Genomic DNA, 17,462 nt, shown 5'->3' with positions numbered 1-17,462 from the left:
ATGGCGCAGCAAACATCGACCATGGCTGGGGCCAAGCCGCCGCCGCCCAGGGCAGACCGCAGGCTGGCGCTGCCTCCGGGTCAGCGGCTGTTGGCCTTGCTGTGGCTGGCCCTGGCCTGCGCCGGCCTGTTTCTGACCTATGGCGTGCAGACCGACTGGGCCTTTGCGCTGCAGCACCGTGGCGCAAAGCTGGCGGCCATGGCGATGGTGGCCTATGCCGTGGGGGTGTCTACCGTGCTGTTTCACAGCATCACGCACAACCGCATCCTCACGCCGGCCATCATGGGCTTTGACGCCCTGTACCTGCTGCTGCAAACGGCGCTGGCCTACGCCTTCGGCATGCAGGCGGTCTCGGCCTTCAACCCCACGCTGAAGTTCGCGGCGGAGACGTTGCTCATGGTGCTGATGGCCTGGCTGCTGTTTCGCAGCCTGTTCACCGGCGCGGTGCGCAGCCTGCACCTGATGCTGCTGGTGGGGGTGGTCATGGGGGTGTTGTTTCGCGCACTGACGGGGCTGATGCTGCGGTTGATCGACCCCAACCAGTTCGGCAGCCTGCAGGATCGCTTTTTTGCCAGCTTCAACTTGATGGCCACGCACCTGTTGTGGAGCGCGGCCCTGGTGCTGCTGGGCGTGACGCTGTGGCTGTGGCGCATGCGGCGCAATTTCGACGTGATTGCGCTGGGGCGCGACATGGCCATCAGCCTGGGGGTGGATTACCCCCGGCAGGTGATGCAGATCCTGCTGTGCATTGCCATCTTGGTGTCCATCTCCACGGCGCTGGTGGGGCCGGTGACATTTTTGGGCCTGCTGGCGGCCAATCTGGCCTATCAGCTCATGGGCGACATGCGCCACCGCTACAGCCTGCCGGCGGCGGTGCTGGTGGGCTGCATTGCGCTGCTGGGCGGGCAGCTGCTGCTGGAGCATGGCCTGGGCTTCAATGCCGCGCTGAGCACGGTGATCGAGCTGCTGGGCGGCGTGGTGTTTCTGGTGCTGCTGCTGCGCAGCAAAGGGCAATGAGGCAGGCGGGTGAGCCCGGGCCGGTCGGCCGGGGCAGGGAGTGCGCATGATCGAACTGGAGCAAGTGAGTAAACACTATGGCGCGGCGGCCGTGGTCGATGGCGTCAGCTTGAACATCGCGCGCGGCGGCGTGACGGCCATCATCGGCCCCAATGGCGCGGGCAAGTCCACGCTGCTGTCGCTGATCAGTCGGCTGGCGCCGCTGAGCGCCGGGCGGGTACGCATCGACGGCCTGGATGTGGCCCGCACGCCCAGCGACGTACTGGCGCGCAAGCTGGCCATCCTGCGTCAGGACAACCCCATGACGCTGCGCCTGACGGTGCGGGACTTGGTGGCGTTTGGCCGCTTTCCGCATTCCAAGGGGCGGCTGAGCCTGGAGGACGCCCGGCACATCGACCAGGCGCTGGCGCATTTGCAGCTCACCGAGTTGGCCGGGCGCTATCTGGATGAGCTCTCTGGCGGTCAGCGTCAGCGCGCCTTCGTGGCCATGGTGATGTGCCAGGACACGGACTACGTGCTGCTCGATGAGCCGCTGAACAACCTGGACATGCACCACGGCGTGGCCATGATGGGGCTGTTGCGCACCCTGGCCGACGAACATGGCAAGACCGTTCTGATCGTGCTGCACGACATCAACTTTGCCTCCACCTACGCCGACCACATCATCGCCATGAAGCAGGGGCGCCTGGCCTGCCAGGGCAGCCCGGCCGAGCTCATCCGCCCAGAGGTGCTGCAGCCGCTCTACCAAATGCCCATCGAGGTGCACGAGTTGGCCGGGCAGCGCATCTGCGTGTACTACCGCGCCCGCCCGGCACAGGCCGCTGCTGATCAGCAGGTGGCTGCGCAGAGGCTATAATCGCCGGTTTTGCAAACAACATCCCCAAACACCAAGGACATATACCATGGCAACCAAACCCGCCAAGAAAAACCCCCGCCTGGCATCGGGCCGCAAGCGCGCTCGCCAGAATGTCAAGCTCAACGCAGCCAACACCTCGCTGCGCTCCAAATACCGCACCTTCGTCAAGAACGTTGAAAAGGCCGTGCTGGCTGGCGACAAGGAAAAGGCCACCGAAGCCTTTGCCAAGGCCCAGAGCGTGATCGACAGCGTGGCCGACAAAGGCATCTTCCACAAGAACAAGGCCGCTCGCGACAAGAGCCGCCTCAGCGCCAAAGTCAAGGCTCTGGTCAAGGCCGAAGCCTAATAGCCTGCTCAAAAACCTCTCTCATCCACCCGCCCAGGCTGGGCACTGAACCAGCCTGCCGTTTGAAACGGGTGCGCTGTTTGCAAAAGCAAAAACCGTTTGAAGCCCTGGCGCTTCAAACGGTTTTTTGTTGCCTGGGCCATGGTCAGCATGTCTTCGCGGCGTTGGTGGCCATGGGCAAGCGACTGCTCAGTACCAAGGCGGCGAGCTGTCGCGCCACAGGCAGTGGCTCATCGTGCAGCAGGGCGCAGAGGATGTCCGCGCACAGCGCGGCCAGCGTCAGGCCGCGTGCGCCCAGCCCTGTTGCCAATAACACATTGGGGGCTTGCTGGCTGACGGGGCCGTAGCAGGGCGTGCGATCGGGCGTGGTGCAGCGCACGGCGCCCCAGCGCTGCGGCCCTTGCGCGTTGTGCTCAAACAAATGCTGCGCCAGGGCTGGGCCGATGGCGGGCATGAGCTGCGCCAGGCGTTGCCGGTTCTGTTGCCAGGCTGCGGCCACGACCTCAGCGCTGGGCGGCTCCAATGGCGCTTCGCGCTCGAACGTAGCGCCGCTGACCCACAGCCGCAGTGCTTGCGCAGCGCTGGTCGCGTGAGCATCGTGGGCGATCGGCCCTGGGGCGCTGCAATCGGGGGGCGCAGGGACATGGACAAAGCTGCCCTTGCCGTTGACCGGCCAGGCAGGCCAGGCGGGCTCAGGCGCATCGGCTGCCGCGACGCCCCAGGCGACCTGACCGCGCACAGGGTTCAGTGGCAGGGGGGCGCTGGCCCAGGGCTGGGCCAGCGCCAGGCTGTCGAAAGCGGCGGCGATGACCAGGCAATCGGTTTCCAAGACCTTGTCGCTGCCCGCTGCATCGGTTTGGAGCATCACTTGCCAGCGTTGCAGCGCCGGGATGCTGAAAAGTTTGTTGGGGGGCTGTTCGGTGCTTGATGGTGCGATGGGCGCAATGGCCTGTACCTGGCAGCCTGTGTGCAGCGTGATGTGGGGATGTTGCAGCAGGCGTTGCACCAGTGCGGCGGGGCGAATCCAGCCTGCCTCGGAATGCCAGACGGCGGGGTGCTCGCTTTGTTGCGGTGCCTGCGCCGCATCGGGGCAGGGCCAGTCCAGGCCAGCGGCCAGGCGCTGGCTGGCCAGCGCAGGGTGCGAGGCTTGGCTGGCTATGTGGGGCACTGCAGGCTGCTCTGCCGGAGGCTGGCCCGGCGTGGTGCAGGCGCCATGTGCAGGCAGGCCCAGGCGTTTGCCGATGCGGTGCTCCAGCACGCCGCTGTCTTGCCAGTCCTGCCCGTGGCGAAGCAGGCGCGCGGCCAGGCGCCGTGTGTTGCGCAGGCCGGCGCGGCTGAGCCGCGACAGTGGCGCATCGTCGGGCGAAATGTGCGGGGCAAACAGGCCCACAGGCAAGCCCGAGGCGCCTTGCGCAGCAGCATCGGCTTGCTCCAGTACATTGACCCGCCAGCCCCGCTCGGCCAATGCATGGGCCATGCTGGCGCCGGCCAGCCCGGCGCCGATGACGATGGCCTGTGGCTTGGTGGCTGAATGCCAGGCCACAGGCAGCGGCGCAGGCCAGGGCAGGTGCTGGGCCGCTGCCGGTGCGTTGCGCGCCCGGGTGGGCCAGGGCGGCGCATAGCGGGCGCGCAGATTGTGCTTCTTGGGCGGGATGCCAGGCACGCGCTGGACACTGAAGCCACACTGCGCCAGCGCCTGGCGCACCGGGCTGGCCACGCACCAAGTGGCCAGTTGCGTGTGGCCGGGGATGCAGCAGCGCGCCACGGCGCGCAGGGCGGCGGGGCTCCAGATGTCCGGATTCTTCGCTGGGCTGAAGCCATCCAGGTACACGCTGTCGGCCTGCCAGCCTTCGCTGCGCAGATATTCGTGCGCTGAGCCGATGGCCAGCGTCAAATGCACGCGCTGCTGCTCAAAGCTCAGGCGATGGATGCCACTGTGCAGATCGCGGTATTGCAAGGCCAGCTCTTCGGCCAGGGGCAGCAGCTGCGGGTAGCGACTGCGTGCAGCGGCGAGTAAGTCTTGGGCCGAGACAGGCCAGGCCTCGGTGGAGATGAAGTGCAGCCGATCACAACGCTGGGGATCGTCGCGCCAGGCCTGCCAAGTGGCGAGAAAGTTCAGGCCCAGGCCAAAGCCCGTCTCGAGAATGCGCCATTGGCGCTGGCCCCGCCAGGCCTCGGGCAGGCCGCAGCCTTGCAAAAAGCAGCCCTGCGCCTGGGCCAGGCCGCCGCCTGCATGGCTGTGATAGCGATCGCCAAACTGTGGCGAATAGGGGCTGCCATCGGCCAACCACTGTACGGCTGTCTCCGGTTGCGGCAAGCCTGGGGCCGACCCTTGCAAGGCCTTGCCCGCCGGGGGGGAAGTAGGGCGCGCGGTGTTGCACATGTTGTTTTTTTGCTGCGAAAACAGTGGGGCGGAATGCCATCCGGGCAGCCGTTGCAGGCTTACAAACGGCGCGACGAGCCCGGTGCAGAAGGCCCATGCAAATCAGCCAGTTAAGGCCAAGTGCTGATTGGGCATCTGTGTTGGCATGAATTTATATACACAAAATTACATGAGGGAAGGGATGCAATCCATTGACAGCTATTTGCAGATTCAGAAAATCCACATTTTTGCAATATTTGTGCAGCGCACAAGAACCTGAAGGCAAAAACAGGTTCGCCCTACGAGGAGTTTGCTGGCAAGCGCAGGGATTGGCAGGCATGAACGATGAGTGCCCGCCACAAGCACCGCAGCAACGGTGGCCCTGAACGCTTCATCATCCCTGATGAGTTGGCACAACGCTGCGGCCCCAACGGCTTTTGTTCAGCCAGGGCCTCGGTGGCAGGTGCAGCACAGGGGGCAGGCACACGGCTTGGAGCAAACTCGCATTGTTCAATGCCAAGACCGGCAAGCCGCATGACGCGGCCATGGCAAACATGGCCCTGTGGGCGTTGCACAGCATGTGCGGCAGCTGGTCGAAACACTGAGGCGGCTGAATTGGCGCAGCCGCACGTTGGAGAAGCGAATGTCTCTGCTGACGCATTGGCTGCGGCTTTTGGCCGCTGGTCTGGGCTGGATGGGCAAAAGCATCCATACGGTGATGCTGAATATCCTGGCCATGCTGGGCGCCGTGGCCGTATTTGCTGGTTTGGTGTTCTACACCCACCCTGATTTGCTGAACCGGGGCGAGCAATGGCTCTACAGCCATCTTTATCAGCGCAAGGTGGCGCAAGTCGATCTGGATGTGGAGCATGAAGCTCTGGAGCGCGTCACGGCCGTGGATTTGCTGGATCTGTCCGAAGAGCAGGCCGCAGCCGCCTTCTGGCTGAGCAAGAAATACCGCGTCGCTCCCGAGCCCATGGGGGCGCTGGTGGCTCAGGCCTACTCTTTGGGTGAAAAGCGCGGCCTGGACCCGCGCCTGATTCTCTCCGTGGTGGCCATTGAGTCGCGCTTTAACCCCTTTGCGCAAAGCGCAGTGGGCGCGCAAGGGCTGATGCAGGTCATGACGAGCGTGCATGAGGACAAGTACCAGCATTTCGGCGGCACGCTGGCCGCCTTCGATCCGGTGAGCAACATGCAAGTTGGCTCTTTGATCCTCAAAGACTGCATCGACCGTTTTGGCGGCGTGCAGCGCGGCCTGGTGTGCTACGTCGGCGCGGCCAAGCTGCCCAACGATGGCGGCTATTCCAGCAAGGTGCTGGCCGAGCATGAGCGGCTCAAGGAAGCGACGCGCAATGCGGCGAAGGTGTTGCCCGCTTCGTTCAAGACTGCTCAACTGCAGCGCAAGGCCGATTTGGCCCTGGCTGAGCAAAAGCCGGCCGTGCGCGGCCTGGCGCCCACCGCCCAGCCGCTGGGCCTGCAGCCCACAGTGGCTACTGTGACGCAAGCTGCTGCGCCGCAGTTGCGCAAGGGCGTCGAAAGCGCTGTTGCACCTGCACAGCCAGAGAAGGTTGCGCAGTTGGCGGCGCAGGCGCAAACCGTGCAATCGGCCGCACATATGGAGCAGTTGGCGCGTTTGGTGGAAGAGCAGGGGGCGCAACAGTTGCTGGCAGCCCGCTCCGGCCCGGATGATGTAGCGCCCCAGGCAAGCCAAGCCCTGGCCCAGTGATTGCGCGGCTGCCCGCAAATTCTGCGCCGATGCCTTCGTGGATCGGACCGCACCGTGCAGGCGGCTCGGTAGCACACAACAGGGCGGCGACGCGCTTGCCGTAACACAGCGTTTACCCTCCATTACACTAGCGCCTTTGCCGCGCTGTCCTCGGTCAAGGCCTTTTGACGTGGGTCTGGCCGTGGCTTCCAGTCTTTTTGCCTAGTCAAGGATCACCACCATCATGTACCAACGCGATCTGCTGGTTGAACAGGTTGACCCCGAGTTGTTCGCCGCCATCCAGTCCGAAAACAAGCGCCAGGAAGAGCACATCGAACTGATTGCCAGCGAGAACTATGCTTCGCCGGCTGTGATGTGGGCGCAAGGCTCGCAGCTGACGAACAAATACGCCGAGGGTTACCCGGGCCGACGCTATTACGGCGGCTGCGAGTACGTGGACATTGCCGAGGAGCTGGCGCTGGCGCGTGTGAAAAAGCTCTTTGGCGCCGAGGCAGCCAATGTGCAGCCGCACTGCGGGGCCTCGGCCAACCAAGCCGTGTTCCTGGCCTTCTTGCAGCCGGGCGATACTGTCATGGGCTTGAGCCTGGCCGAAGGCGGCCACCTGACGCATGGCATGCCGCTGAACATGAGCGGTAAATGGTTCAACGTCGTCTCCTACGGCCTGAATGAGCAGGAGGAAATCGACTACGACGCCATGGAGCGCCTGGCGCACGAGCACAAGCCCAAGCTCATCATTGCCGGCGCCTCGGCCTACAGCCTGCACATTGATTTCGAGCGCTTTGCCAAAGTCGCACGGGCCGTGGGCGCCATTTTCATGGTGGACATGGCGCACTACGCGGGCCTGATCGCCGCTGGCCTGTACCCGAACCCGGTGCCCCATGCCGATGTCGTGACCTCCACCACGCACAAGAGTCTGCGCGGTCCGCGCGGCGGCATCATCCTGTGCAAGAAAGAGCATGAAAAAGCCATCAACAGCGCGGTCTTCCCAGGCCTGCAGGGCGGCCCGCTGATGCACGTCATCGCCGCCAAGGCCGTGGCATTCCAAGAGGCGCTGCAGCCGGCTTTCAAAACCTATCAGCAGCAGGTGCTGACCAATGCCAAGATCCTCAGCGACGTGCTGGCCGAGCGCGGCCTGCGCATCGTCAGTGGTCGCACGCAAAGCCATCTGGCTTTGGTGGATCTGCGCGCCAAGCAAATCACTGGTAAGGAAGCCGAGCGCGTGCTGGGCGAGGCCCACATCACAGTCAACAAGAACGCCATCCCCAACGATCCAGAAAAGCCCATGGTCACCAGTGGTATCCGCGTGGGCACACCGGCCATGACCACGCGTGGCTTCAAGGATGAGGAGGCCTTCATCACCGCCAATCTGATTGCGGATGTACTGGACAAACCCAGCGATGCGCAGCACATTGCCAAGGTGCGTGAGAAGGTGCATGAGTTGACCTATCGCTTCCCTGTTTATCGCTGATGCGGTTGCTGGATGCCCAGGCATTGCCTGGCAGCCAGCGCTGACTTAGATATTTTTGGCCGCGCCATGGAGCCATTTGCACTCCACGGCGCGGTTCTTGTATCTGCCGCAGGCCTGTTTGACCTCTACCGATTGCGCCCACGCAGCCAAGCAGCATGAAATGCCCTTTTTGCGGACATGAAGAATCCCAAGTGGTGGAAACGCGCCTGTCCGATGACAACACCAGCATCCGTCGCCGGCGCCAATGTGGCGCTTGCGAGAAGCGCTTCACCACTTATGAGCGGGCCGAAGTGAGCATGCCTACGGTGGTCAAGAGCGATGGCCGGCGCGTGGATTACCAGCGCCAGAAGCTGCGCGATTCCATCAACCTGGCGCTGCGCAAGCGCCCAGTCAAGACGCAGGATGTGGACGATGCCGTGGCCCGCATTGAGCTGTATTTGATTGGTCTGGGTGGGCGTGAAGTGGAATCACGCCGCATTGGAGAGGCCGTGATGCACGAGCTTCAGCGGCTGGACAAGGTGGCGTTCATTCGCTACGGCAGCGTCTACCGCAGTGTGGGTGATCTGGATGCCTTCAAGCACCTGATCGAGCAGGCCGGCAAGTAGTGCCAATTGCCGTGCAGATGCGCCAGGTGCGCCTGATGCGGCCCAGCGCAGCGGGATCTGCCATTTGGCGGGCGCACCGCTCGCGTGTTGGGCTTGGGCCCAGGCCGGCCCGCAATGTCCAGAGCACCCCCAGAGCCTGTTCAAAATCTTGGCGCGTATGGGCCAGAGGCGGTTGGGGATGGGTTGGTTACAAGGCTTTGCAGGCGTGGCAGGGCGCCCAAATGCACGCGTTTGCCTGCTGTGCTGAGATTTTGAACAACCCCTAAAAACCCGCGCCCGTGCCACAGCGGCCCAAGCCCAGAAGGCCCGGGCTGCATCTTTTATTCGGCCGTGCAGGCCTGCGCCGTCTCGGCTGCCATGCCCTGGTGGCGCAGCAGGGCGTCGAGTTGAGGCTCGCGACCGCGGAAGGCCTTGAACGACTCCATGGCCGGGCGGCTGCCACCCACTTCCAGGATGCTGTGCAGGTAGCGCTGGCCGGTGGCCGGATCGGGCTGGCCTGGGGCCAGGGCTTCCTCCTCGAATGCGGCATAGGCGTCGGCGCTGAGCACCTCGGCCCATTTGTAGCTGTAGTAGCCGGCCGCGTAGCCGCCAGCAAAGATGTGCGAGAAGGCGTGCGGCGTGCGGCTGTAGGGGGCCGGCGGCAGCACGGCCACTTCGTCGCGCACGCGGCGCAGCAGTTCCAACACCTGTGGCTGGGCGCTTTGGTGCAGCAGCATGTCGAACAGCGCGAATTCCACCTGGCGCAGCGTGAGCAGGCCACTTTGGAAGTTTTTGGCCGCCAGCATCTTGTCGTACAGCGCGCGCGGCAGCGGCTCGTCCGTTTTGGCGTGGGCGGTCATGCCCTGTAGTACGGGCCATTCCCAGCAGAAGTTTTCCATGAACTGGCTGGGCAGCTCCACGGCATCCCACTCAACGCCGCTGATACCCGAGACATCGCGTTCATCGACCTGGGTCAGCAGATGGTGCAGGCCATGGCCGAACTCGTGAAACAGCGTGATGACGTCGTCGTGCGTGAGCAGCGCATCCTGGCCGCCGCTGCCGGCGGCGAAGTTGCACACCAGGTAGGCCACCGGCGTTTGCAGCGCGCCGCTGTCCGGGCGCAGCCAGCGCCCGCGCATGTCGTCCATCCAGGCGCCGCCGCGCTTGCCGGCGCGCGCGGGCTGGTCGAGGTAGAACTGGCCCACCAGCTGGCCGTCGCGCTCGATGCGAAAGAACTGCACGGCCGGATGCCAGGTGGGGGCTTGGTCGGCCTTGATCTGTACGCCAAACAGGCGCTCGATGATGGCGAACAGCCCGCTGACCACCTTGCTGGCGCTGAAGTATTGCCGCACTTCCTGGTCGCTGAAGCTGTAACGGGTCTGCTTGAGCTTTTCGGAGATGTAGGTCCAGTCCCAGGGCTGGGGGTCGTCCAGGCCCAGCTGCTCGCGAGCGAAGGCGCGCAAGTCGGCCACGTCGCGTTCTGCAAAGGGGCGAGCGCGTTGGGCCAGGTCGCGCAAAAAGGCCACGACCTGTTCGGGCGATTGGGCCATCTTGGGCGCAAGAGAGAGCTCGGCATAGTTGGCAAAGCCCAGCAGGCGGGCCTCTTCATCGCGCAGCTGCAGGATTTCGTCCATCACGGCGCTGTTGTCCAGATGACTTTGCTCGGCAGGGGCCAGGTCGGAAGCGCGGATGGCGTTGGCGTGAAACAGCCGCTCGCGCAGCGCGCGATCCTCGGCGTACTGCAGCACGGGCAGGTAGATGGGCATTTTCAGCGTGAGCTTGTAGCGACCCTGCTGGCCATCGGCGCGTGCTGCTTCGGCGGTGGCTTGCAGCACGTCCTCGGGCAGGCCGCGCACCTCGTCCTCGCTGGCGTAGTAGTGGTAGGCGTCGGTGGCATCGAGCACGTTCTCGCTGAACTTCTGCTGCAACGCGGCCAGGCGCTCTTGAATTTGTGCAAAGCGCACGCGCGCCTGGCCCTGCAGCTCAGCGCCGGAGAGCACGAAGCCGCGCAGCGCCAGCTCCAGCGCGCGGCGCTGCGCGGCGTTCAGGCCGTCGGGGTCGATCTGCTTGTACTTGGCGTACAGGCCTTCGTGCGCGCCCAGGCGAGTCCAGAAGTCGGTGACAATGGGCAAGGCCTGGTTGTAGGCTGCGCGCAGTTGGGCATCATCGGCCACGCCGCTGAGGTGGCCGATCACACCCCAGGCCTTGGACAGGCGCTCGGTGGCCACATCCAGCACGCGCGCCAGCGCCTGCCAGTCGGCAGGGAAGTCTGGCTGGGTGACGCGCGCCAAAGCCTCGTCGGCCTGGGCGATCAGGGCCTCGATGGCCGGCAGCACCTGGGCTGGTTGGATCTGATCGAAAGCCGGCAAATCGGTGATGGCCAGCAGCGGATTGGCCGGCGTGGCGGTGTTGGCAGAGACGGGGCTGGATGGGGTCATGACAATGAGAGTGGGCCAAGACACTGCGATGCCTGGCTCCATCGCCCCCGGCTCGGATGCATGCCGGGCAGGGGTTGGGCAAGGCGGCAGTGGTTAGCGAATAAAGAGAGGAGGGCAAAAAAACGCAGCCACGGGGCAGGCACGAGGCATGCCCAGTGGCGTTGCAGATGGGGGAGGCAGGATGGATTTCAAGGCAGCGCGCACCTGGGCATGGCATGGCGGCCAGGTATGGCGCGCAGGCATGGCGTAGCCCAGATCCTGCTGCGTCAGGCGACGACGCGGACCATGCGTTACTGGTCAGGGTTTTTACGCGTAGATCCTTTGGACACGCTCTAAGAGCCTGTTCAAAATCTTTGCACGGCGGTCAAGAGAGCGGATTTGGGCGCTCTGCTGCGCCCGCAAAGCCTCGCCATAGCCCCAGCTATGGCTGCGTTTTGCGCCTTGCAGTCCACCCCAAACCGCTTCTTGCCCACTCGCGTCGAGATTTTGAACAGGCTCTAAGAAAAAGAAAAGTCTGCACGAACCGCAGTGTCGTGTGCATCTGCGGGATGGGGCCTCATTGCTCATTTTCACAATGGCTGGAGCCATTGCTGCGGCTCGTGCCTCGCATTCCATTTCGGATGTTCGCAGCGCCCAACTTGCCACTGGATTCGTACAGGCCTTCCCTTACAGCACCTCGCTGGCAAAGTCGGCCAGGCGCGAGCGTTCACCGCGCGCCAGCGTGATGTGGCCGCTGTAGGGCCAGCCTTTGAAGCGATCGACCGCGTAGGTCAGGCCCGAGGATCCCTCGGTCAGGTACGGGGTGTCGATCTGCGCCAGATTGCCCATGCAGATGATTTTGCTGCCTGGGCCGGCGCGGGTGATCAAGGTCTTCATCTGCTTGGGCGTGAGGTTTTGCGCCTCGTCGATGATGACCCATTTGTTCAGGAAGGTACGCCCGCGCATGAAGTTCATGCTCTTGATTTTGATGCGGCTGCGGATCAGGTCGGTGCTGACGGCGCGGCCCCAGTCGCCGCCGCTTTGGTTGCCTGTGCCCTTGCTGAGGAACTCCAGGTTGTCGTCCAGCGCGCCCATCCACGGCCCCATTTTTTCTTCCTCGGTGCCGGGCAGAAAGCCGATGTCCTCGCCCACGTTGACAGTGGCACGGGTCATGATGATTTCGCTGTAGCGGCGCTCGTCGAGCACTTGCGTCAGTCCGGCAGCCAGAGCCAGCAGCGTCTTGCCCGTGCCGGCCGTGCCGGTGATGGTGACGAAGTCGATCTCCGGGTTCATCAGCAGGTTGAGCGCGAAGTTCTGTTCGCGGTTGCGCGCCATCACGCCCCAGACGTTGTGCTTGATGCTGGTGTAGTCGCGCAGCGTGCGTAGCACGGCGCTGTCGCCCTGCAGCGATTCGACGATGGCGTACAGCCCCGCTTCGCCAGGCTTTTCGTAGTAGACGAACTGGTTGACCAGCATGCTTTGCACGGCTGGGCCATGCACGCGGTAGAAGGTATCGCCCTGTGATTGCCAGCTTTCGAGTTTTTTGCCCTGGCGCGCCCAGAAGTTCTCGGGAAGGGCCAGCGCGCCGCTGTAGAGCAACTCGTCGTCATCGAGTGTGCGATCGCTCTGGTAGTCCTCGGCCGCCATGCCCAGCGCACGGGCCTTGACGCGCATGTTGATGTCCTTGGAGACGAGGATCACCTCGCGCTCGGGATGCAGTTTTTGCAGGGCGTGCACAACCCCCAGGATCTGGTTGTCGGCCTTGCCTTGGGGCAGGGCTTGGGGCAGCTCCTGCTCCAGCAGCGTGGTCTGGAACAGCAGCTTGCCGCGCGCCTGCTTTTGCCCTGTGGAGTCGAGCGGCAGGCCGGCGCTGAGATCGTTCTGCCCGGCGATGGACACCAGCGCGTCCAGGCTGCGGCTGACCTGGCGGCCATTGCGCGCCACTTCGGTGGCGCCGCGCTTGTGGGTGTCGAGCTCTTCGAGCACGACCAGCGGCAGGTAGATGTCATGCTCTTCAAAGCGGAACAACGCAGTGGGGTCGTGCAAGAGCACATTGGTGTCGAGCACGAACAGGCGTGTGTGCTGGCCATTGGCCTCGCCCTTGCCGCCGCGCCGCGCTTTGGAGGCGCTGCGTTTGCTGCGTTGTGGCAGCGCCGCTGCATTGCTGGCAGTGGCCGGGCTGTTGATGCTGGCCGGTGCCGCTGTCGGCGCGGCGCTGGCCTGGGCTGGCAAGGTGGCCTTGCTCTTCTGGCTGGCGGCGCGCTGGCGGGGCGTGGCTGCGGCGATCTGAGGGGCGGCAGCTGTGGAGGCTGAAGACTGGCGGGTCTTGCTTGCGGCAGCAGGGCTGGTTGCCGTTGCAGTGGGGGGCAGTAAATCGCCGCTGGCGCTGGTGGCGATCAGTTTTTTCCGGTTGGGGCCGGCAGCCGGCGTGGCGCTGGTGGCCTGGACGCTGTCGCCGCGGCGTTTGGGGGCTGGTGGCAGTGGCATGGGAGTGCGATGGTCAAGCAAAAGATGGCAGTCGGGGCCTTGTGCCCTGTGCAGTGCAGCCATCATGGCCTGCACTGGGGCGGTGGACGGTCTCGGGTAGGCTCTCAGAACCTGTTCAAAAAAACTCTGTACGGTGTGCAATCCAGCGGATTGGGGCGGTTGCGGCGTTGCAAAACCTTGCTGGGCCATCGGGCCCGTCTGCGTTGCACGCCTTGCAGCCCATCCCCAACCGCTGCTTGCCTACTCGTCCCGATGTTTTGAACAGGCCTTCTGGCAAGTGCGCGCCCATCATAGCCCAGGGCTTTGCCCGCCTCGGCCTGGGCGTTATTGCGATTGTTTCAGGTGCGGCAGCAAGGCGCGGTAGGCCTGTTCCTCAGCCTGTAGCCGGGCGCTGAAGGCTTTGCGGTCCAGATAGGCGGGCGTGATCGAGAGGCCCTTGAGTGTGCTGGCGAACTGCGGGGATGTGGCGATGCGGTGCGCCACGTCTTGCCAGGCCTGGACGAGTTCTGGCGCGCTGCCCCTGGGCAAGGCCAGGCCGCGCCAGACGCTCCATTGCAGGTCGTGGCCGCGCTCGCGCAGCGTGGGCACTTGGGCGATGGCGGGTAGACGCTCCTTGGCCAGGACGGCCAGGGTACGCAGCTTGCCGGCCTCTACGAAGTGGGCCAGCTCTGCATAAGCAGCGATGGTGGCATGCACCTCACCGCTGAGCACGCCCATGACGGCAGGGGCCGTGCCCTGGTACGGCACGTTAATCAGTTGCGCGCCCGTGGCCTGGGCCAGCGAGGTGACGGCCATGTGGTGCGTGGTGCCCACGCCGGCGGTGGAGATGGTCAGGCCAGGCGCCGATTGCGCGGAGGCCAGCCATTCCTCGATCGACTGCCATGGCGCATCGGCGCGCACGGTGATGGCCAGCGGGTCATTGGTCAGCTGGGCGATGGGTTCGAACTGGCCGAGCTGCACCTGACCAATGCCCTGCAGCGGCAGCAGCAGGATTTCTGCCGACACCATGGCCAGCTTGCTGTTGGGGGAGGGCGTCAACGCGTACTGGAAGCCGATGGCGCCGCTGGCACCTGGCCGGTTAACCACGGCTGGCGGCTGTTGTGCGAAGGGGGCCGCCAACTGGGCGAAAGCCCGTGCCACGGAATCGGTGCCCCCGCCAGGCGGCCAGGGCACGACCAGCTCGGCGGCCGGGCCGCTAATCTGGGCAGAGGGCGGATGCTGCCCATGCCCTGCAGACGCCTGCGCCCAGCAGCTGAGGGCAGCGAAGCAAAGTGGGAGTGACAACAGTTTGTGAAAGAACGGCATGCAGTTTGACTTGGCAAGAAATGAAACGGCCACCTCCTTGAAGTGGCCGTGAAGGTCGGAGACAGCGTGGTTATTGAGGGCATGAGCCGTTGATTGACGAGTTCAGGGGTGTTGAGATTGGGTTTGCAAATCGGTTTTTTTGAGGCAAAAAGCCGCAGATGCAAGGCGAAAACGCACACAGGGCCTGGACACTTAGCAAGCGCTTTCAACGCGCCAGCTGCGGGTTTTGATCGAAAACACCGCTGCAGCACTCAATCTCAACAAACCCTAATGCACGCCCGTTGTCAGCAGGGCGTCACGAGGCTCTGAACAAGTCTTCAATTGCGGAACAGGTCCATGATTTGTTCGCGCTCCTGGCTGGTCGGGGCGGTATAGCCGCCAGTGACGCTTTCGCTGTAGACAGTCTCCATGCCCAGGCTGGCAACGCCGCGGCCGGCCGAGAATTCGCTGTAGGCCCAATCGCCGCCAGAGCGGGTCACACCCTTGGGAGGCTTGAGCTCGGCCACAGGCACGTCCTTGAGGGCATGCTGCATGAATTGTGCCCAGATGGGCAGTGCCAGCCCACCGCCTGTCTCGCGGCTGCCCAGGTCCCTGGGGTTGTCGTAGCCAATCCAGGCCACGGCGCTGATGGAGGGCTGAAAGCCAGCAAACCAGGCATCGTGCGCATCGTTGGTGGTGCCAGTCTTGCCGTAAATGTCGGGGCGCTTGAGCATGCCGCGCGCCTTGGCGCCCGTACCCGAGCGGGTGACCTCCTGCAGCAGGCTGCTGGTGATGAAGGCATTGCGTGGGTCAATGGCCTGGGGCATATCGGCAAGTGCTGGCGGAGTGGTTTGCGAGAGGACGCGACCGCGATAGTCCGTCACGCGCTCGATCAACCAAGGGTCGACGCGGTGGCCGCCGTTGGCAAACACAGTGTAGGCGGCGGCCATTTGCAGCGGCGTGACCTCGGCCGCACCCAGAGCCATGGGCAGTACGGGCACGATGCGACTGGCATCGAAGCCGAAGCGGGTGGCCCATTGCTGGGCGTTTTTGGCGCCGACGGCCTGGATCAGTCGCACGGTGGGGATGTTGCGCGATTTGGCCAGCGACACGCGCATGCTGATCGGGCCGCTGAAGCTGCGGTCGTAATTGCGCGGCTCCCAGGCCTTGCCCCCGGCCCTGGAGGGGGGGAAGTACATGGGGGTGTCGGCAATGAGGGTGGCGGGCATGAAGCCCTCTTCCAGCGCGGCCGAGTAGATAAAGGGCTTGAAGGCCGAGCCAGGCTGGCGCCAGGCCTGCGTCACATGGTTGAATTTGTTCTTGTTGAAGTCAAACCCGCCGACCAGGGCCTTGATGGCGCCAGTCTGGGTATCCATGGCGACGAAAGCGCCTTCGACCTCAGGCAGTTGCGTCATCTCCCAGCCGTCCTTGGCGGTTTGCATGATGCGCACGATGGCACCGGGACGGATCTGGATATTGGCTGCAGCCTTGCTGGACAGGCCCGACTGCACCGGGCGCAGGCCATCGCCGGTGATGTCGATCTGGCTGCCGTCGGCACGCGCCACGGTGACTTTCTGGCGAGAGGCTTTCAATACCACGGCAGAGAGCAGCTCGCCATTGTCGGGGTGGGCCACGAGGGCCTTGTCGATGACGTCCTCGCGTTCGGCCGCATCGGCGGGCAAGGTGATGAAGTTCTCCGGCCCGCGATAGTACTGGCGCTTTTCATAGTTCATGATGCCGGTGCGCAGCGCCTGATAGGCCGCATCCTGGTCGGAGAGCGCGATGGTGGTATAGACGTTCAGGCCGCGGGTGTAGGCTTCGTCGCCATAGCGCTCGACCATGGACTGGCGCACCATCTCCGCAACGAACTCCGCGCGGATGGGGAAGCTGTCCATCGTGCGGCGGATGTGGAGCTTTTCATCGCGCGCCTGCTGGGCCTGCTCGGCGGTGATGAAGTTGTTTTCCAGCATGCGGTTGATGATGTGCAGCTGGCGGATGCGGGCGCGCTCGGGGCGGCGGATGGGGTTGTACAACGAAGGAGCAACTGGCAGGCCGGCGAGCATGGCCGCCTCGGCAATGCTGACTTCTTCCAGGGGCTTGCCGAAGTAGGTCTCTGAAGCGGCGGAGAAGCCATAGGCGCGGTTGCCCAGGAAGATCTGGTTCATGTAGATCTCCAGGATTTCATTCTTGGAGAGCATGTGTTCGATCTTCATGGTCAGCAGCACTTCGTAGAGCTTGCGGGTGAAGGTGCGCTCCGAGGACAAGTACATATTGCGCGCGACCTGCATGGAGATGGTCGAAGCGCCCTGGCTGCGCAGATCGCGGATGTTGGCCAACGCGGCTCGGGCAATGCCGCGGTAGTCCACGCCGCTGTGCTGGAAGAAGCGCGCATCTTCGGCGGCCAAAATGGCATGCTTCATGACCTGCGGAATTTCCTCAATGGGCATGAGGCGCCGGCGCTCTTCGCCGAACTCGCCAATCAGTGCGCCTTCGGCGGAATACACCCGCAATGGCAGCTTGGGCCGGTAGTCGGCCAGATCCGAAATGTCAGGCAGCTTGGGGTAGATGGTGGCGACGACGACGACGACGACGGCAATGCCTGCCACGATGCCTGTAATGGCCAGCCCTGCCAGCCAGGCCAGTACACGCCAAAGCAGCGAAGAGCGCCGGGGACGGGCCTGTTCTTTGGATGCTGCAGGTGCGGCGGTCTGTGTGGAGGGTGGGTTGGCAGAGGCGCGCTGACGGCCACTGCCGCCGCGGGAGGAATTCAAGGGCATGTTTGACGGTCTTGGGCCTGGCAGGCGTGCTCAAAGAAAGGTCTGCATGGGCATCCAGCGGCAAAGTCTGCGCCGAGCCTTTGAACGGGCGCTTTGAGATCCGTTCGATCTTTCTCAAATGTCGTTGTCTACGCGTGT

Annotated in this window: 12 protein-coding genes; 6 read left to right on the top strand and 6 right to left on the bottom strand. The window is 64.2% G+C overall.

Annotated elements, in window-relative coordinates:
- The 3 genes from CLI93_RS02755 to rpsT are packed head-to-tail and all read left to right on the top strand — an operon-like array spanning position 1 to position 2,219.
- A complete protein-coding gene (locus tag CLI93_RS02755; protein WP_238946658.1) occupies positions 1 to 1,017 on the top strand; it encodes an iron chelate uptake ABC transporter family permease subunit in 1,017 nt (338 codons plus the stop codon).
- A gap of 46 nt (positions 1,018 to 1,063) precedes the next feature.
- Entirely contained in the window at positions 1,064 to 1,873 is an 810-nt protein-coding gene (locus tag CLI93_RS02750; protein WP_095541193.1) for an iron ABC transporter ATP-binding protein, read from the top strand.
- A gap of 46 nt (positions 1,874 to 1,919) precedes the next feature.
- Complete coding sequence (gene rpsT, locus CLI93_RS02745) at positions 1,920 to 2,219, top strand: 30S ribosomal protein S20 (RefSeq protein ID WP_095541194.1); 300 nt, start codon at positions 1,920 to 1,922, stop codon at positions 2,217 to 2,219.
- A gap of 8 nt (positions 2,220 to 2,227) precedes the next feature.
- On the opposite strand, the gene CLI93_RS15070 is transcribed toward rpsT, so the two are convergent.
- Together CLI93_RS15070 and mnmC2 are read right to left on the bottom strand one after the other, a co-directional pair.
- The gene (locus CLI93_RS15070) at positions 2,228 to 2,371 is read right to left on the bottom strand and encodes a hypothetical protein (protein ID WP_172424189.1); all 144 of its coding nucleotides are present in this window, start codon (positions 2,369 to 2,371) and stop codon (positions 2,228 to 2,230) included.
- Positions 2,365 to 4,602, bottom strand: a complete 2,238-nt coding sequence (gene mnmC2 / locus CLI93_RS02740; RefSeq protein ID WP_095541195.1) for a tRNA (5-methylaminomethyl-2-thiouridine)(34)-methyltransferase MnmC2 — start codon at positions 4,600 to 4,602, stop codon at positions 2,365 to 2,367. The genes CLI93_RS15070 and mnmC2 overlap by 7 nt, the downstream gene beginning before the upstream one ends.
- A gap of 622 nt (positions 4,603 to 5,224) precedes the next feature.
- Between mnmC2 and CLI93_RS15610 the strand changes: the two genes are divergently transcribed.
- The 3 genes from CLI93_RS15610 to nrdR all read left to right on the top strand — a co-directional run bounded on the left by CLI93_RS15610 (position 5,225) and on the right by nrdR (position 8,380).
- Positions 5,225 to 6,307 (top strand): lytic transglycosylase domain-containing protein, encoded by a 1,083-nt coding sequence (locus CLI93_RS15610; protein WP_095541196.1) that lies wholly within the window; start codon positions 5,225 to 5,227, stop codon positions 6,305 to 6,307.
- A 223-nt stretch (positions 6,308 to 6,530) separates the two neighbouring features.
- Complete coding sequence (glyA, locus tag CLI93_RS02730) at positions 6,531 to 7,775, top strand: serine hydroxymethyltransferase (RefSeq protein WP_095541197.1); 1,245 nt, start codon at positions 6,531 to 6,533, stop codon at positions 7,773 to 7,775.
- 155 nt (positions 7,776 to 7,930) lie between these two features.
- Entirely contained in the window at positions 7,931 to 8,380 is a 450-nt protein-coding gene (nrdR, locus tag CLI93_RS02725; RefSeq protein WP_095541198.1) for a transcriptional regulator NrdR, read from the top strand.
- Positions 8,381 to 8,700: 320 nt separating this feature from the next.
- Here nrdR and CLI93_RS02720 read toward each other — a convergent pair whose 3' ends face one another.
- The 4 genes from CLI93_RS02720 to CLI93_RS02705 form a co-directional block, all read right to left on the bottom strand.
- Positions 8,701 to 10,797: a M3 family metallopeptidase gene (locus tag CLI93_RS02720; protein ID WP_095541199.1), complete on the bottom strand. Its 2,097-nt coding sequence runs from the start codon at positions 10,795 to 10,797 to the stop codon at positions 8,701 to 8,703.
- A 666-nt stretch (positions 10,798 to 11,463) separates the two neighbouring features.
- Positions 11,464 to 13,263: a PhoH family protein gene (locus tag CLI93_RS02715; RefSeq protein WP_095541200.1), complete on the bottom strand. Its 1,800-nt coding sequence runs from the start codon at positions 13,261 to 13,263 to the stop codon at positions 11,464 to 11,466.
- 324 nt (positions 13,264 to 13,587) lie between these two features.
- Positions 13,588 to 14,568, bottom strand: coding sequence for a tripartite tricarboxylate transporter substrate binding protein (locus tag CLI93_RS02710; RefSeq protein ID WP_095541201.1), 981 nt, complete (start codon positions 14,566 to 14,568; stop codon positions 13,588 to 13,590).
- A 317-nt stretch (positions 14,569 to 14,885) separates the two neighbouring features.
- Entirely contained in the window at positions 14,886 to 17,324 is a 2,439-nt protein-coding gene (locus tag CLI93_RS02705; RefSeq protein WP_095541202.1) for a penicillin-binding protein 1A, read from the bottom strand.
- Positions 17,325 to 17,462: the final 138 nt, after the last annotated feature.

It is taken from the genome of Vandammella animalimorsus, from assembly GCF_002288875.1.
In the GTDB taxonomy this organism is placed as follows: domain Bacteria; phylum Pseudomonadota; class Gammaproteobacteria; order Burkholderiales; family Burkholderiaceae_C; genus Lampropedia; species Lampropedia animalimorsus.
This window is presented reverse-complemented; position numbering and strand designations above follow the sequence as displayed.

Excerpts from the sequence above, each read along its gene's own strand:
- CLI93_RS02755 (WP_238946658.1), top strand. The coding sequence starts at position 1 with ATGGCGCAGCAAACATCGACCATGGCTGGGGCCAAGCCGCCGCCGCCC.
- CLI93_RS02750 (WP_095541193.1), top strand. The coding sequence starts at position 1,064 with ATGATCGAACTGGAGCAAGTGAGTAAACACTATGGCGCGGCGGCCGTG.
- rpsT (WP_095541194.1), top strand. The coding sequence starts at position 1,920 with ATGGCAACCAAACCCGCCAAGAAAAACCCCCGCCTGGCATCGGGCCGC.
- CLI93_RS15070 (WP_172424189.1), bottom strand. The coding sequence starts at position 2,371 with ATGCTGACCATGGCCCAGGCAACAAAAAACCGTTTGAAGCGCCAGGGC.
- mnmC2 (WP_095541195.1), bottom strand. The coding sequence starts at position 4,602 with ATGTGCAACACCGCGCGCCCTACTTCCCCCCCGGCGGGCAAGGCCTTG.
- CLI93_RS15610 (WP_095541196.1), top strand. The coding sequence starts at position 5,225 with ATGTCTCTGCTGACGCATTGGCTGCGGCTTTTGGCCGCTGGTCTGGGC.
- glyA (WP_095541197.1), top strand. The coding sequence starts at position 6,531 with ATGTACCAACGCGATCTGCTGGTTGAACAGGTTGACCCCGAGTTGTTC.
- nrdR (WP_095541198.1), top strand. The coding sequence starts at position 7,931 with ATGAAATGCCCTTTTTGCGGACATGAAGAATCCCAAGTGGTGGAAACG.
- CLI93_RS02720 (WP_095541199.1), bottom strand. The coding sequence starts at position 10,797 with ATGACCCCATCCAGCCCCGTCTCTGCCAACACCGCCACGCCGGCCAAT.
- CLI93_RS02715 (WP_095541200.1), bottom strand. The coding sequence starts at position 13,263 with ATGCCACTGCCACCAGCCCCCAAACGCCGCGGCGACAGCGTCCAGGCC.
- CLI93_RS02710 (WP_095541201.1), bottom strand. The coding sequence starts at position 14,568 with ATGCCGTTCTTTCACAAACTGTTGTCACTCCCACTTTGCTTCGCTGCC.
- CLI93_RS02705 (WP_095541202.1), bottom strand. The coding sequence starts at position 17,324 with ATGCCCTTGAATTCCTCCCGCGGCGGCAGTGGCCGTCAGCGCGCCTCT.